We start from the raw sequence: 16,110 nt of genomic DNA on the forward strand, positions 1-16,110 counted from the left end.
GCCTGCAATCCACGCCGCCATGAAAAAAGCGCCGCAAGGCGCTTTTTTCATGCCGCGAGCCAATGTCGGGGAAACGTTTCGATACAGTTTCGTCGGAAATGGAAAGCGGATCGCAAGCCGGGCGAGGTCAGCGCAGCGTGCCGAACGTATTGCTCGGCCGGCGCATGCCGTCGATGCTCACGCCGCCCGCGCCCGTCACGTACAGCAGCAGGAAGCCGCCGGCGATCGCCACGTTCTTCCAGAAGTGGATCACCATGTCGTGCTGCGCGGCGGAATTGGTGGCGTCCCAGAAATTGTGGCCGATCAGCGCCGTCGCGATCGTATAGAGCGCAAGCAGCAAGGCGAGCGGCTTCACGCGATAGCCGACCACCAGCAGCAGGCCGCCCAGGCCTTCGATGGCGACGATGATCGGCGCCGACACCTGCGCGAACGGCACGTACATGCCCTTGAGATACGCCACGAATTCGCCGTACCCCAGCAGTTTCATCACGCCGCCCCACAAAAACAGGGCCGCCATCAACAGCCTCGCGATGAAGATCACGCCGGAATCGACGGAACGCGTCATATCTCTCTCCTTATAGGACTGACGACGCGGCGGAACTGCGCCGCGTCTGGTGAATGCGCCAGACTAAAAACTTTCACGCGGGGTTCCAAGCAAAAGGTTGTAGCAAAACTTTACACATGGGCCGCCGCGCGGCGCAGACGATGCCGCATCGGCGCCCGCAATCCGGGCAAGCCCCGATAAAAATTTTCTGCTCTGCTAACGGATCGCGATGCGCACGCGGCCATCCACGCGCATCGGCGCAGGCCCGCGCGCCACGCCGACCGAAAGATGCGCGCCGCCGCAATCTCGCGTCGCATGCGCGCCGGTCGCGCCTCCCGCATGACATCCGCGCCTGCTAGGCTGCGGTTTCCTGCCCCTTCGAGCTCCTTCACGACGATGCCCGCGCTCACGTCGAACACCTTCGAAATCGTCAAGCTTTGCGTCGGCGTGCTCACGCCGCTGTCGGTCACGGCGCTCGGCTGGCTGATCAGCCGGCGCATCAAGCGCCTCGAACTCGTGCAGTGGACCAACCAGAAGCTGATCGAGAAACGCCTCGCGATCTACGACGAGATCGCGCCGAAGCTCAATGCGCTGCTGTGCTTCTACACGTGGGTGGGCGACTGGAAGGACATCACGCCCGATCAGGTGATCCGCACCAAGCGCGAACTGGACAAGACCCTGCATGTGTACCGCCACCTGTTCGACGATGCGATCTATCGCGCGTATCACGCGCTGATGCTCGCACTGTTCGACACGCATTCGGGCGCGGGGCACGATGCGCGCATCCGCTCGCTGATCGCCGGCCCGAGCGGCGATCGCGCGCAGCACGCGAGCTACGCATGGCACGCGGCCTGGGCCGAGCGCTTCTCGGCCGGCGCGCCCGAATCAGCCGCCGAAATCCAGCAACGCTATTACACGCTGATGGAGCGCCTGCGCGGCGCGCTCGGGGCGAACAAGTAAGCAGACCGATCGATCGTGGCGGAAGAATTGCGGAACGCACGCCATCAACGACAAACCCGCCGGGTCCGTGAGGATCGTGGCGGGTTTGCGGTGTGCAGCCTGAAGCGGGCCTGAAACCGGCCCGAGCGCTCGATCAGGTCACCGGCGCCGGGTTGAACAGCGTCAGCGCATTCGCGAGCTTCCATTGTTCGGCCCAGGTCTTGCGGCCGCTGGCGACATCGAGCATCAGCTCGAACATCTCCCAGCCCACCTGCTCGATCGTCTTCGCGCCGGTGGCGATGCTGCCGGCGTCGACATCCATCAGGTCATGCCAGCGGCGCGCCAGATCGCTGCGCGTGGCCACCTTGATCACCGGCACCTGCGCAAGGCCGTACGGCGTGCCGCGGCCCGTGGTGAAGATGTGCAGGTTCATGCCGGCCGCCAGTTGCAGCGTGCCGCAGATGAAATCGCTGGCCGGCGTGGCGGTGTAGAGCAGGCCCTTCTGCCTGGCCCGCTCGCCGGGGCTGACCACGCCCGAGATCGCCGAGCTGCCCGACTTCACGATCGAGCCCATCGCCTTCTCGACGATGTTCGACAGGCCGCCCTTCTTGTTGCCCGGCGTGGTGTTCGCACTGCGATCCACTCGGCCGCGCTCCAGATACGCGTCGTACCAGGCCATTTCGCGGATGATGTCCTGCGCGACCTGTTCGTTGGCGGCACGCGAAGTGAGTTGCGCGACGCCGTCGCGCACTTCCGTGACCTCGGAGAACATGATCGTCGCGCCGGCGCGCACCAGCAGGTCGGCCGCGAAGCCCACCGCCGGGTTCGCGGTCAGGCCCGAGAACGCGTCGCTGCCGCCGCACTGCACGCCCACCACCAGTTCCGACGCCGGCACCGTTTCGCGACGGCGCAGGTTCAGGCGCGCCAGATGTTGTTCCGCCATCCTGACGATCGAGTCGATCATCGACATGAAGCCGACGTGCGCCGAATCCTGCAGGCACACCACGCCGCCGTTGTCGGGCTTGTCGGCCGCGACCGGAATCGCGCCCGCCGGCAGCAGCCGCTCCGGCTGGAGCTTCTCGCAGCCGAGGCTCACCATCATCACTTCGCCGCCGAAGTTCGGATTCAGGCTGATGTTGCGCAGCGTGCGGATCGGGATTTCCGCGCCCGGCGCATCGATCGCGACGCCGCAACCGTAGGTGTGTTCGAGGCCGACCACGTCGTCGACATTCGGGTAGCGCGGCAGCAGCTCGCGCTTGATTCGATCGACCGCGAACTCCACCACGCCCGACACGCACTGCACGGTGGTGGTGATCGCCAGGATGTTGCGGGTGCCGACCGAGCCGTCCGCGTTGCGGTAACCCTCGAACGTATAGCCTTCGAGCGGCGCCTGCTCGGGCGCTTTTTTGGTGGCGAGCGGCAGGTTTTCGAGGCCGGGCGGTTCGGGCATGCGCAGCGTGCGCTCGTTGACCCAGCTTCCGCGCGGCAGATCCTTCGACGCGTAGCCGATCACGACGTTGTAGCGCAGCACCGTATCGCCTTCCTTCAGATCGACCAGCGCGACCTTGTGGCCTTGCGGCACGCCTTCGACGAGCGTCAGGCCGTCGGCAAACTGCGCACCGGTGGGCAGGCCGCCGTCGTTGACCACGATCGCGACGTTGTCGTCCGGGTGGACGCGGATGTACAGGGGAGACTGGGACATCGGGGAAATCCTCGTGCGACTGCCATGAATTAACAGTCATCATACAACACCGGCCGAGCCGGCGGGATCGTGCGTAAACCCTGATGACGAAACGCACGTATACGGGTTGTTACGGGCTTTCGGGCGCTTGCACGAGCCAAAACGATGTTGTACGATGACATACAACGTAACTGTTATTGACCGAATCCGCTCACGCGCACAGGACGACTCCTCATGACCACGCCGCAAGAACTGAAGCAGATCATCTCCGAAGGGCTGCTGTCTTTCCCCGTTACCGATTTCGACGCGCAAGGCAACTTCCGCGCCGATACCTTCGTCGAACGCCTCGAATGGCTCGCCCCGTACGGCGCCTCGGCGCTGTTCGTGGCCGGCGGCACGGGTGAATTCTTCTCGCTGACGCAAGCCGACTATTCGAATGTGGTTCGCACTGCCACGGAAACCTGCAAGGGCAAGGTGCCGATCCTGGCCGGCGCCGGCGGCCCGACGCGCGTGGCGATCGAGTACGCGAAGGAAGCCCAGCGCCTCGGCGCGAACGGCATCCTGCTGATGCCGCATTACCTGACCGAAGCGTCGCAGGACGGCATCGCGCTGCACGCGGAAGAAGTGTGCAAGGCCGTGCCCGATATCGGCGTGATCATCTACAACCGCGCCAATTCGAAGCTCAACGCCGACATGCTCGAACGCCTGGCCGAGCGTTGCCCGAACCTGATCGGCTTCAAGGACGGCGTGGGCGAGATCGAACCGATGGTCACGATCCGCCGCCGCCTCGGCGAGCGCTTCGCCTACCTCGGCGGCCTGCCGACCGCGGAAGTGTACGCAGCGGCCTACAAGGCGCTGGGCGTGCCGGTGTATTCGTCGGCCGTGTTCAACTTCATCCCGAAGACGGCGATGGATTTCTACCGCGCGATCGCGGCAGACGATCATGAAACGGTCGGCAAGCTGATCGACGATTTCTTCCTGCCGTACCTGAAGATCCGCAACCGCCGTGCAGGCTACGCGGTCAGCATCGTCAAGGCCGGCGCGAAGCTGGTCGGCCACGATGCCGGCCCGGTGCGCGCACCGCTGACGGACCTGACCGAAGAGGAAGTGGCCGAACTCGACGTGCTGATCAAGAAGCTCGGCGCGCAGTAAGCCTCCGGCGCCGGACGCACCGTCGTTCGGCTTCCTGACAAACCCCTCGGGCTGTCGAGCCGAGGGGTTTGCTGCGTTTACGGCGCTCGCGGCCCTGTCCGGCCCGCTCTACAATAGGCGCCGTCCCGATTCCCGACCTGCCCCGCCGTGAGACGCAAAATGCCCGCGCTGAACGCGCTGAAAGCCTTCGAACTGGCCGGCCGCACCGGCAGCTTCACGCGTGCGGCCGAGCTGCTGAACGTCACGCAGAGCGCGGTCAGCCGGCAGGTGCGTCAACTGGAAGGCCAGCTCGGCGAAGCGCTGCTGACGCGCCGCCATCACCAACTCGAACTGACCTCGGCGGGCCGCGTGTTGCTGCATGCGTTGCAGCAGTCGTTCGACAAGATCGAACTGACGGTGCGCGGGCTGCAGGACAAGCAGCACCACAATCGCCTGCGCGTGAACGTGCCGCCCACCTTCGCCGCGCGCTGGCTGATGCCACGCATGACGGGCCTGCGCGAAGCGCATCCGCAATACGAACTGAGCCTGACCACGCGCCTGGCCGACAGCCTCGGCACCTCGCGCCTGCTCGATTGCGCGGTGCGTTTCGGCGATGGGGAATGGGACGGCTTCGAGAACGTGCTGCTGATGCACGAGCAGCACATCGCGGTGTGCGCGCCGGCGCTGTACGCGCGCGTGCAGCACGACGGGCCGATCGACCTCAATCGCTTCACGCTGCTGCACGTGCTGGCGGCCGACGACCAGCGCTACCTGACGTGGCAGCACTGGCTGACGGCGGCCGGCATCGACGGCGTGGATACGCGCGGCGGCTATGAATTCGATCTGCTCGATCACGCGATCCGCGCGGCGATCGACGGCCTCGGCATCACGATCGCGGATCGCCACATGGTGGCGCGCGAGATCGCGGCGGGCCAGTTGATGCAGGTGCTGAACGTGCACATCGATGGCCGGCAGTCCTACTGGTTCGTCACGCGCCCCGAACAATCGCAGGACCCGCACATCGCGCAGTTCCGCGAATGGCTCCAGCACGAAGTCTGGCTGTCGACGCACAACCTGCGGCCGTCCTCGCCGGCCGGGGCGATGCCGGAAGCCTGATCCGGCGCCGCCCCTCGCGCTGTATTGCGCTGCGCTCAATACGCCTTGTACGGCAGGAACTTGCCCGACAGCACCACGTTGACGCGGTCGCCCTTCGCATCGGCCTGACGCTGGATGTCCATCGAGAAATCGATCGCGCTCATGATGCCGTCGCCGAATTCCTCGTGAATCAATTCCTTGATGGTCGTGCCGTACACGTTGACCATTTCGTACCAGCGGTAGATCAGCGGATCGGTCGGCACGGCCGTGGGCAGCGAGCCCTTGTACGGCACGATCTGCAACCACGCGATCGCCTCGTCCGACAATTCGAAGATCTCGCCCACGACAGCCGCCTGCTCGCGGCTCAACTGCATCTGCCCGAGGCAGGCGGCCGTGGTCCATTCCTTCGCCATGCCAACCTTCTCGGCCACGTCGGCCCACTTCAGGCCCTTGCGGACCTTGGCCGAAACAATCATGTCGGTCACTTGCGTGCGATTCGAAATCATTGCGGTTCCCCTCCAAAAACAGTCTGAAAAAATCAAGCCTTCATGCCGGCGCGCAGCGCGCGCTCGGAATCGAGCTCGGTGACCTTGTCCGGCACGAGGCCGGGACGAACGATGCGGGTGGTGTCGTGCGCGTCGCGGCCGTGCTCGATGTCCTGCTGGATCTCGGCCGAACGCTTGACGAGAAAATCGATCAGGTAATTGCGGATGCGATAGAACTGCGGATCGTGGATCAGCGTTTCGCGCGTGCGCTCGCGCGGCAGGGTGTTGACGACGATTTCCGCGAGGCGTGCGCGCGGGCCGTTGCTCATCAGGAAGATGCGGTCGGCCAGCAGGATCGCCTCGTCCACGTCGTGCGTGATCATGAACACCGTCTGGTGCGTGGCGAGGCAGATGCGCAGCAGCTCGTCCTGGATCACGCCGCGCGTGAGCGCGTCGAGCGCGCCGAACGGCTCGTCCATCAGCAGCATCTTCGGCGCGACCGAGAACGCGCGCGCGATGCCGACGCGCTGGCGCATCCCGCCCGACAGTTCCGACGGCTTCTTGTCGATGGCGCGCGTCAGCCCGACCATGTCGAGAAAACGCACCGCGCATTCTTCGACCTGCTTGCGCGTCCACGCCGGATAGCGCGAGCGCACGGCGAATTCCACGTTCTGCCTGGCCGTGAGCCACGGCATCAGCGCATGGCCCTGGAACACCACGCCGCGGTCCAGGCTCGGGCCGTCGATCTCGCGCTTGCCCATCACCGCGCCGCCGCCGCTGGCCTGTTCGAGCCCGGCCAGCACGTTCAGGATGGTGCTTTTCCCGCACCCCGAGTGGCCGATCACGCAGATGAACTCGCCACGCTCGATCTTGAACGTCACGTCCTCGAATACCGGCGGAAGATCGGCGCGATAGCGCTTGGACAGCGCATCGACCTCGATGAACGCGCCGCCGGCGCCGCGATTGTCATTAGTCTGCATAGGTCACCTTCTTTTGCACGCGAGCGAAAAGCTGGTCGAGCAGCATGCCCACCACGCCAATCATGAGGACGGCGAACAACACGTTGGTCAGCGACAGGTTGTTCCACTGGTTCCAGAGGAAGTAGCCCACGCCGGTGCCGCCCACCAGCATTTCGGCGGCCACGATCACCAGCCACGCGATGCCCATCGAGATCCGCATGCCGGTGATGATGGTGGGCGCGGCGGCCGGCAGCACGATCTGCAACGCCTTGCGCAGCGGCGACACCTCCAGCGTGCGCGCCACGTTGAGCCATTCGCGCCGCACGTTCGCCACGCCGAACGCGGTGTTGATCAGCATCGGCCACAGCGAGCAGATGAAGATCACGAAGATGGCGGAAATCGAGGCATCCTTGATCGTGTACAGCGCGATCGGCATCCAGGCCAGCGGCGAGATCGGCTTGAGCAACTGGATGAACGGATCGAGCGCGCGATACAGCAGCGGCGACATGCCGATCAGGAATCCCAACGGAATCGACACCAGCACGGCCAGCAGATAACCGCCCGCCACGCGCAGCAGCGAATGCCCGAGCTGGATGCCGATGCCCTTGTCGTTCGGGCCGTGATCGTAGAACGGGTGCGCCAGATTGCGCCCCGCCGCCCGGAAGAACTGCACCGGCGTCGGGAAGCCGTCGTTTCTCGGCTCGACCGACGTATCGCCCGGGGTTTGCCCCATCAGGCGCGCGTATTCCTTCTGCTCTGCCGTCAGCGGCGCCGCCTGCGCAGCCTCGTTCGCGGTAGTCGCCACCTGCCAGACCACCAGCACCAACAGCACCACGCACAGCGACACGAGGGCCGCCTGCAACCGAATCGAAGCTTTCATCTCATTCCCCTGAATCACGAGCGCTTGATGGCGAAACCGGCGAGATACTTGCCCGGATCGGCCGGGTCGTATTCGCGTCCCATCACCGTGAACCGCTTCATGCCGGTGCTCATCGCCACCGGGTCGACGTCCTGCCCGAGCGCCTTCATCTGCGCGCGCGCGTCGGTCAGCAGGAACACCTTCTCGGCCAGCGCGGCGTAGTTCACCGGCTGCTTGATATAGCCCCAGCGCTGCATCTGCGTGAGCATCCAGGTCGCCATCGAATACCACGGCATCGGCTGGAAATCGGTGCGATCGGGCTGATCGACCACGTGCCCGAGGCCGTCCGCGTAATGGCCGTTCAGCGCCTGCAGGATCACAATCTCGGGCTGGTTCAGGTAGTTCGGCGTGGCGATCGCGCGTGCGATCGCCGGGCGGTTCTCCTGTTTGTGCGCAGCGGCCGACGCCTTCAGCAGCGAGCGGTACAGCGCGGCAAACGTGTTCGGATTCGTGTCGATGAACGCCTGGCTCACGCCGAACGCGCAGCACGGGTGCCCATCCCAGATGTCGCGCGACAGGATGTGGATGAAGCCCGCCTGGTCGTACACCGCGCGCTGGTTGAACGGGTCGGGCCCGAGGAAGCCGTCGATGTTGCCGGCGCGCAGGTTCGCGATCATCTCGGCCGGCGGCGTCACGCGCAGTTGCACGTCGCGGTCGGGATCGATGCCGTGCTCGGCCAGGTAATAGCGGAGCAGGAAGTTGTGCATCGAATACTCGAACGGAATCGCGAACTTGAAGCCCTTCCAGTTGCGCGGGTCGCGATTGTTGCGATGCTTGAGCGCCAGCGTGATGGCCTGGCCGTTGACGTTCTGAATGGCGGCCACCCGCATCGGCTGCGGCGACGAGCCGAGCCCCATCGAAATCGCCAGCGGCATCGGCGCGAGGAAATGCGAGGCGTCCAGCTCGCGGTTCAGCATCTGGTCGCGCACCAGCGCCCAGCCCGCCGTCTTGCTGAGGGTGACCTTCAGCCCCTGTTCCCGATAGAAGCCCATCGGGTCGGCCATGATCAGCGGCGTGGCGCAGTTGATCGGAATGAAGCCGATCTTGAGGTCAGGCTTTTCGAGCGGCCGCCGTTCCTCGGCCATCGCCTGCAGGTCTGCCAGCGGCAGGACGCTGGCGATCGCCGCGCGCGCCGCGTTGACGCCGACCGCCTTCAGGAAACGCCGGCGCAGCGCATCCTGCGGAAACAGCGCCCGCACCGCGGCCATTTCAAGGAAATGGCGCGAGCGGGTTTCGACGTCGTGCGATGCCGCCACGGCGCCATCGCGTGCATCGTGCTCGTCCTGGCTGGCGTGCCGGCCACACGAGCAACGCGCCAGCGAGTGGTGCGGGCTGTACGGACGATACGGGTTTTCATCTTTCATGATTCGATGCACCGGGTTCGGGACAACATTCGAAAACCATCAGGCGACCAGCCGCTGCTTCGCGGGGCCGGCTTCGATGCGTGCGACGACGCGGCCATCCAGGCGCTGCTCGATCCGCAGCGGGCCATCGGCATCGTCGCCAGCGTCAGGCGTACTCCAGGTTCCGTGCGGGCTCGGCACGCCGTGCAACACGATCGGGAACCCGCGCGTCTTCAGGCGGATCAGCGGCGTGCTGTGCTCGTAGCCCGCATGTTCGCGGTCGAGCACGCAATGCGACAGCGCGCTGGCCTGCCGCACGATCGGCTCGATGAAGCGGCACGGCACGCCCGCCACGCTGATGCAATCGCCGATCGCGAAGATGTCCGCCACGCTGGTCTGCATCGTCGCCGGGTCGACCACGATGCCGCGATCGAACGCGAGCCCCGCCATCCGGGCCAGCCGCGTTTCCGTGACCAGGCCGGTGGCGGCCACCACCTCGTCGGCCTCGATCCGCTCGCCGCCCTGCATGACGAGGGTTTTCCGCGCGCTGCCCGCCGTGGCCGGCTCGATGCGTTCGATGCGGCGCACGCCGAGGAAACGGATACCGGCATCCTGCAGGCTCGCCAGCAGACGGTCCGACACCACCGGCGGCACGAGGCTCGCCAGCGGCCCCGGGTTCACGTCGATCAGCGAGACGGCGTGCCCGGCGCGCGCGAAATCCTCCGCCAGTTCGCAGCCGATCATGCCCGCGCCGACGATCGCGACCTGCCGGCGTGCGCCGTCCAGGCGCGCCTGCAAACCCGACCAGCCGGCCAGATCGTTGATGCGCCAGCACAGCGATGCGGGCATCTGCGCCGGCAGGGCCGGACGCGCGCCCTGGGCGATCACGAGCTTGGTGTAGCGCAGCGCGCCGCGCGTGGTCCGCACCTGATGCAGCGACGGCGAGATGCCGACCACATGCGTGTGCGCCATCAAGCGCACCGTTAGGCGGCCCGCCGCGTCGGCGCCCGCTTCGCGCACCAGGTCGGCCGGCTTCAGGCCGCGCCCGTGCGCCACCGACAATTCCGGCTTCAGATAGCGATCGCCGCTGCACGCCGTCACCAGCGTGATCGGCACGGCCGGATCGAGCGCCCGCAGCGCTTCCGCCGCGCTCCAGCCCGCGATGCCGCCGCCGACGATCACCACGCCGCGTTCGCGCGACGGCGCAACCGAAGCCGATGCTTCGGATGACGAAGCAGCCGCGTTCGCCAGCGGTTCGTACGGTTCGAAATCGGCCTTGATCACGCCGCACAGCGGGCAGGACCAATCGTCGGGGATGTCCTCGAAGCGCGTGCCCGGGGCCAGCCCGCTATCGGGGTCGCCCTGCTCCTCGTCGTAGATCAATCCGCAGGCGCGGCACAGAAACTGCCGCCACGGTTCGTTGCTCGTGCTCATGCGGGCACCTCCTCGGCGGACAGACGCGCCATTTCCCAGCGCAGATGCTTGATGGCCGGCGTGACGATCGCCACGAACTGCGCCTCGCGAACGCGCCGCTGCGGCGCCGCGCTCATCAGGTAGCCGCGCGCACCCTGGTGCATGAGCGCCGAGTTCGCCGCGCGCATCGCGAGTTCCGCGCTGTGCACGCGGGCGTCGAGCACGTCGAGCAGATAATCCCTGCTGCCGTCGTACGGCGTTTGCGCGAGCCGCGCGATGCGCGCGCCAAGCTCGTCGAATTCGGCCTGCAACTCGGCCGCGCCGTCCTCGAGGAAGCGGTTCACGTGGCCGAGCACCGGCTCGACCTCGCGGATCGAATCGAGGCTGCCCTGCGCCACGCCCAGGCCGATGCCGACCTGCAACAGCACGAACGCCGCGCGGATCCTCGCGATGAACGGACGCGCCGGGTCCGCCATCATCGCGTCCTCGCCGACGAACACGTCGTCGAGCCGCACGCCCCAGGTGCTGGTGCCTTCCATGCCCGAGAACTCGGGGCATTGCCGCAGCGTCACTTCCGGCGTGAGGTGCAGCAAAAACATGATTTCGTGCGACAGCGAGCCGTCGTCGCGATAAACGCCGGCCATCGCTCCGCAGTACTGACCGGTTGCGATATGGCTGACCCACGGCAACGCACCGCTGACGCGGTAGCCGCCCGGCACCTTCACGGCGCGCAGCAGCATCTTCTCGATGCCGGCCAGCGCCTTCATCGGGTTCGACATCGCTGTGCCGCCGAAGCTGCGCCCCATCGTGTGATCGTCGAGCAGCGCGCCGGTCAGCGCCGGGTTGCCCGATTGCTCCATGTACAGCCCGCAAACGTCATGCGCCCAGGTCAAGAAGCCCGTGGAGCCGCAGCGGCGGCTGACGGCACGCATCGCGTCGATCGCCAGGCCCACGCGGCGGCCGCCGCGCTCCAGATGCGCGCCGAACGCGCCGGCCGTGCCGAGCGAACCCATGATGTCGAGGGGGTAGTAGCCCTCGTGATCGATGCGATACGCGGCCTGCGCGAGCGGGCCGTCGGCGACGGCCGTCACGTCGGCCATGACGCGCGCGTCGGACCACGCCGGATCGATCGGGCCGCCGGGGAATTCAAGCGCTTTCATGGTGCGTTACTCCCGCTAGTCGAGGTGAGGGGGCGCGCCGCGCTCAGTCCGCCAACGCGATGCTGAACGGCACCGGGTTGCGCAGGGTGTTGGCCACCGGCGAGAAATGGTTCGCATGCCTGACGATGTCGTCGAGTTCCTCGCGGGTGGCGTCGCCCTCGATCAGCACCTTGACGCGAATGTCCTGGAAGCCCATCTGTTCCGGCTGACGCTCCGCGCCGCCGGCGCCCCAGGCGGCCGTGTTGCCGATATCGGCTTCGAGGAACACTTCGAGACGCGACAGCTTGACCTGACGGAACGTGGCCACCGCCGTGATGCCGACGCTCAGGCAGCCGCCCAGCGCCGACAGCACGATTTCGCCGGGCGCCGGCATGGTGTTCTCGCCGAACAGATGCACCGGCTCGTCCACCACCACCGGGTTGTGCGTGCCGACGTAGCTCCACGAGCGGAACTGCCCCTGCATCACCGTATGGACCTTGTTGCTGCCCTTGCGCTCGGGGTTGTCGCGGCCGGCGGCGGCGAACTTCAGAAGTCCTTCGCGATCGATGGGGCGCAGGTAGGGAGTGACGGTGTCGTTGCTCAAGGTGGTTCTCCGGGTTGAGCGATCGGCGTGATCGCCCTTCCTCTATTGCAACCACCGTGCCAGGCGTCGAAAATTCATCTCAAGCCGTTGTTTTCTTTATTCTTTTATCGACTCTCAAGCCATTTCCGAGCGACGCTTCGGGCTCCGAACATTGTTAACAATGTCGACAATTTGTCCGACATTGTCAGCCGCCCTGACGACCCGACACCTTCTGCCAACGATACGAAAACTGCCGCGACGTCATGCCAAGCAGTTGCGCGGCGCGCGATTTGTTGCCGCCGGCCGCGCGCAGCGCCTGCTGCAATTCCTCGGCCGAATGCGAGTCGTTCGCCATGTACGGGCGCACGACGGCATCGGGCAGCGCCGTGGGTGGCGCCGGTTCGAGGATGGGGATGGGTACAGGCTCCGCCTCGGGCAGGAAGCGCTCAAGATCGGCCGCGTTGAGGATCGGCTTCTCGGCGAGCAGCACCACGCGCTCGATGAAGTTCGACAGCTCGCGGATATTGCCGGGCCACGGCTGCGCTTCGAGCCGCGCGTAGGCGTCCGGCGTCAGGTTGACGTTGCGCTGGTTCGCCTGGTTGATGCGATTCAGGAACAGCAGCGCCAGCGCGCGGATGTCGCCCCGGCGCTCGGCCAGCGACGGCAGCCGGATCGGGATCACGTTGAGCCGGTAGAACAGGTCCTGGCGGAACAGCCCGTTGGCCACGTCGGCTTCGAGGCTGCGGTTGGTGGCCGCCACCAGCCGCACGTCCACGCGGATCTCGCGCTTGCCGCCGAGCCGCGTGATGGTGCCTTCCTGCAGCGTGCGCAGCAGCTTGCCCTGCATCGTCAGCGGCAGTTCGCCGATCTCGTCGAGGAAGATCGTGCCCGACGAAGCCTGCTCGAACAGCCCTTCGCGCACGCCGGTCGCGCCGGTGAACGCGCCGCGCTCGTAGCCGAACAGTTCCGATTCGAACAGCGTATCGGGGATCGCCGCGCAGTTCACCTTGATGAACGGCTTGTCGCTTCGATGTCCCGACAGATGCAGCGCGCGGGCGAACAGTTCCTTGCCGGTGCCCGATTCGCCGAGCAGCAGCACCGCGGCCGACGCGTCGGCCACGCGTTCCAGTTCCGAGATCGCCCGCAGCAGCGCGGGCGAGGTGCCGACGATGCCGTACTTGGCGCTGCCGTGCTCCAGCGCATGCATCAGCATTTCGTTCTGCTCTTCGAGCGCGCGGGTCTTGGCCTTCATCATCGCTTCGAGTTGCAGCAACTGGCCGGCCAGCGTCGCCAGGATGCGCAGGATCGAGATGTCGCTCGCCAGCGTGCGGTTGCGCATGCGAATCCGGTGGCAGGCCAGCACGCCCACGCTGCGGCCTTCGATGCGGATCGGCATCGCGATGAACGACACCGGCCCGGGCGGCAGCAACTCGCGCGGCACCGCGCGCGCGAGAAACAAGTCGTCCTGATCGATGTCCTGCACGATGATCAACTGTCCGTGCCGGATCGCATGGCCGGTCACGCCCTCGCCGGGCGCGTATTGACCGCGCTCGATCTCGTCGGGCTTGAGCCCGTAGGCGTAGCGGATGCGGCTGCGGTCGTGCGCCTCGTCGAGCAACACCACGCGCCCGCGATTGAGGCCGAGCAGTTCGGACATCAGATGCAGTGTTTCGCGCAGCACCACGTCGGGCGAGATGCTCTTCCCGACGAGGTTCATCACCTGCTGAAGGAGCAGCATTTCCTGCTCTCGCCAGAAGGCGGGCGAATCGCCTTCGTTGATCGGCACGTTCATTGCATGACCTTTGGGCTGGCCGTGTTGGCCGGGTTTCGTCGAGGATAGCTCGACGAAAAGGTGATGCAAAGTTTGTGCCATTGAATGGGGAGAAGCGGATGGGGGGCAGGTGCGTTGCCGGTTTGACCTGCTCGATAAAGTAACCGCCAAGGTGCTCTGAATTCTGTTCACACTACAGAATCGATTTTCAATTTGATCTTCATCCTGATTTCTTGCATCTCAATAAATCAATTATTGCGCCAACTACGCAGCGGGCTGTATTGTCCGGTCTGAATTTACATTCTTCATTAAAAATGATCCCCGCCGGCAATTCAGGATTGAACGCCTACGGTTTAATAGAGGTTGTTACGCATGGCAATACTTGCCCTTAATTTGAAAAGAATTTCCAAGATACTGCTGTTTATTGGCATCTATGCCTCGACGCTCAGGGTCGTTCACACTTATCCGATACCGATGCCAGCTAATCAGCAGGAAATCTTGTTTATGCTTTCCGACAAGTTGGGCATACATGACCCTGACACTCTTTATATTTACGGGTTTGCTTTTTTTGACTTGCTTATCGCCATCGTTGTTTACAGGATGATCATGAAGATCTGGAAAAAATTTCGGGAAAAAAGCGCTAGTCGTCGGAATTGAAGCTCGGCATATAGCGTGTATGTCAGGCCGCGCCACTTGCAGCCGAGCTCGGCGGCCTAAGGAACCACTCCAATCCACTGTGTGACCAGAACCTACTCGGACGCCTTTCCCCGAACAGCATTCGACACATGCCGCTTCACGCCCGGCGATCGCAAGCCCGCTTCCCTAGTCTTCAACCCCATCAAACACACCAGCGAAATCCCCGCCAACGCACTGTAGAACACCGCCAACGGCCACCACTGCCCCGGCCACGCATGAGCGAGAACCGTGCCGACCAGCGGCGTCAGTCCGCCTGCCAGCGCGGCACACGACTGATACGACAGCGAGATCGCCGAGTAGCGGTAGCGCACATCGAAGGCCTCCGTCATCAATCCGGCCATCACGGCGTACGAACCCGACATGCACATCACGGCCATCGCGATGCCGACCACGATGGCGATGGGCTTGCCCGTCGATACCAGGATGAACATCGGATACGGCGAAATCATCGCCAGGCCCGCTGCCCAGGCGAGAAACTTCCTTGCCTCGACACGCTGCGCAAGCCATCCCGAGAAAAGCTGGTTGAAGAAGTGGACGAACGCGACGACAAACAGGCAGTCGAGCATCAGCGCACGGCTGATGCCCAGCGTTCCGGTCGCGAAACTCAGCATGAAGGTGTTGCAGAACCACGCCCCCGCGACACCGATCACGTTCGCGCCCAGGCAAAGCAGCACGGTGCGCCATGCGTTGCGCAGCACATCCACGATGGGAAGATTGGCCGGCTTCGCGCGCTCGGCGGCCGCCGCGAATTCGGGCGATTCGGCCACGCCCGAGCGGATGAACACGCCAACCAGCAACAACACCGCACTGAGCAGAAACGGAATGCGCCAGCCCCAGTCCATCAACTGTTGCTGCGGCAGATGTCCGACCGTGCGAAACGCGAGCAACGCGAGAATCAGGCCGGCGGGGCTGCCCAGTTGCGCGAACGAGGCCAGGAACGTGCGCCTGGCCGCGGGCGCATGCTCCCCCGCCATCAACACAGCGCCGCCCCACTCGCCGCCGATCGCGACGCCCTGCGCCACGCGCAACAGCACCAGCAGCACGGGCGCCAGCGCGCCGGCCGACGCATAAGTGGGAAGGAAACCGATGCCCACCGTGCCGATCCCCATGATGGCGAGCGTCGCGACGAGCGCCTTCTTTCGTCCGAATCGATCGCCGAAGTGACCGAACACCAACCCGCCGAACGGCCGCGCGAAGAAACCCACGGCGAAGGTGCCGAACGAGGCGAGCGTGCTGTAGAACGGGTCGCCCTGAGGAAAGAACAGCTTGCCGAACACGAGCGCCGAAGCCGTCGCGTAGATATAGAAGTCATACCATTCGATCGTCGTGCCGACGAACGCGGCGAATGCGGCGCGCCGAGGCTGGCGCCTCGGGCCTTCCTGCACGGTGGGTTGCATCGCTTGTCTCCTGAT

The 16,110-nt window shown here is 65.2% G+C and carries 15 protein-coding genes; 4 read left to right on the top strand and 11 right to left on the bottom strand.

From position 1 onward, the window contains the following. Positions 1 to 127: 127 nt before the first annotated feature. Positions 128 to 565 (bottom strand): DoxX family protein, encoded by a 438-nt coding sequence (locus AB4851_RS02935; RefSeq protein WP_414441037.1) that lies wholly within the window; start codon positions 563 to 565, stop codon positions 128 to 130. 375 nt (positions 566 to 940) lie between these two features. Between AB4851_RS02935 and AB4851_RS02940 the strand changes: the two genes are divergently transcribed. Next, positions 941 to 1,504, top strand: a complete 564-nt coding sequence (locus tag AB4851_RS02940) for a hypothetical protein (protein WP_414448354.1) — start codon at positions 941 to 943, stop codon at positions 1,502 to 1,504. A gap of 133 nt (positions 1,505 to 1,637) precedes the next feature. Here the strand turns inward: AB4851_RS02940 and garD are convergent, their stop codons facing one another. Then, positions 1,638 to 3,185 (bottom strand): galactarate dehydratase, encoded by a 1,548-nt coding sequence (gene garD, locus AB4851_RS02945; RefSeq protein WP_414441035.1) that lies wholly within the window; start codon positions 3,183 to 3,185, stop codon positions 1,638 to 1,640. A 213-nt stretch (positions 3,186 to 3,398) separates the two neighbouring features. Between garD and kdgD the strand changes: the two genes are divergently transcribed. Both kdgD and AB4851_RS02955 read left to right on the top strand, forming a co-directional pair. Next, positions 3,399 to 4,316, top strand: a complete 918-nt coding sequence (kdgD, locus tag AB4851_RS02950) for a 5-dehydro-4-deoxyglucarate dehydratase (protein ID WP_414441034.1) — start codon at positions 3,399 to 3,401, stop codon at positions 4,314 to 4,316. 159 nt (positions 4,317 to 4,475) lie between these two features. Then, on the top strand, positions 4,476 to 5,411 hold the full coding sequence (locus AB4851_RS02955) for a LysR substrate-binding domain-containing protein (RefSeq protein WP_414448355.1): 936 nt from the start codon (positions 4,476 to 4,478) through the stop codon (positions 5,409 to 5,411). A gap of 35 nt (positions 5,412 to 5,446) precedes the next feature. Here AB4851_RS02955 and cynS read toward each other — a convergent pair whose 3' ends face one another. The 8 genes from cynS to AB4851_RS02995 form a co-directional block, all read right to left on the bottom strand. Continuing rightward, entirely contained in the window at positions 5,447 to 5,896 is a 450-nt protein-coding gene (gene cynS, locus AB4851_RS02960; protein ID WP_414448356.1) for a cyanase, read from the bottom strand. A 32-nt stretch (positions 5,897 to 5,928) separates the two neighbouring features. Then, the gene (locus tag AB4851_RS02965) at positions 5,929 to 6,855 is read right to left on the bottom strand and encodes an ABC transporter ATP-binding protein (protein ID WP_414448357.1); all 927 of its coding nucleotides are present in this window, start codon (positions 6,853 to 6,855) and stop codon (positions 5,929 to 5,931) included. After that, positions 6,845 to 7,714, bottom strand: a complete 870-nt coding sequence (gene ntrB / locus AB4851_RS02970; RefSeq protein ID WP_414448358.1) for a nitrate ABC transporter permease — start codon at positions 7,712 to 7,714, stop codon at positions 6,845 to 6,847. Before ntrB ends, AB4851_RS02965 begins: the two co-directional genes overlap by 11 nt. A gap of 14 nt (positions 7,715 to 7,728) precedes the next feature. Next, the gene (locus AB4851_RS02975) at positions 7,729 to 9,117 is read right to left on the bottom strand and encodes a CmpA/NrtA family ABC transporter substrate-binding protein (protein WP_414448359.1); all 1,389 of its coding nucleotides are present in this window, start codon (positions 9,115 to 9,117) and stop codon (positions 7,729 to 7,731) included. Positions 9,118 to 9,156: 39 nt separating this feature from the next. Further along, positions 9,157 to 10,530, bottom strand: coding sequence for an FAD-dependent oxidoreductase (locus AB4851_RS02980; protein WP_414448360.1), 1,374 nt, complete (start codon positions 10,528 to 10,530; stop codon positions 9,157 to 9,159). Continuing rightward, entirely contained in the window at positions 10,527 to 11,669 is a 1,143-nt protein-coding gene (locus AB4851_RS02985) for an acyl-CoA dehydrogenase (protein ID WP_414448361.1), read from the bottom strand. Before AB4851_RS02985 ends, AB4851_RS02980 begins: the two co-directional genes overlap by 4 nt. A 43-nt stretch (positions 11,670 to 11,712) precedes the next feature. Then, complete coding sequence (locus tag AB4851_RS02990) at positions 11,713 to 12,252, bottom strand: OsmC family protein (RefSeq protein WP_414448362.1); 540 nt, start codon at positions 12,250 to 12,252, stop codon at positions 11,713 to 11,715. A gap of 184 nt (positions 12,253 to 12,436) precedes the next feature. Beyond that, complete coding sequence (locus AB4851_RS02995) at positions 12,437 to 14,023, bottom strand: sigma 54-interacting transcriptional regulator (RefSeq protein ID WP_414448363.1); 1,587 nt, start codon at positions 14,021 to 14,023, stop codon at positions 12,437 to 12,439. 351 nt (positions 14,024 to 14,374) lie between these two features. Here AB4851_RS02995 and AB4851_RS03000 point away from each other — a divergent pair, with 351 nt between their 5' ends. Continuing rightward, positions 14,375 to 14,659: a hypothetical protein gene (locus AB4851_RS03000; protein WP_414448364.1), complete on the top strand. Its 285-nt coding sequence runs from the start codon at positions 14,375 to 14,377 to the stop codon at positions 14,657 to 14,659. Between the two features lie 92 nt (positions 14,660 to 14,751). On the opposite strand, the gene AB4851_RS03005 is transcribed toward AB4851_RS03000, so the two are convergent. Further along, a complete protein-coding gene (locus AB4851_RS03005; protein WP_414448365.1) occupies positions 14,752 to 16,095 on the bottom strand; it encodes an MFS transporter in 1,344 nt (447 codons plus the stop codon). Positions 16,096 to 16,110: the final 15 nt, after the last annotated feature.

Origin of the sequence: Burkholderia sp. 22PA0099 (genome assembly GCF_047497165.1) — a bacterium.
In the GTDB taxonomy this organism is placed as follows: domain Bacteria; phylum Pseudomonadota; class Gammaproteobacteria; order Burkholderiales; family Burkholderiaceae; genus Burkholderia.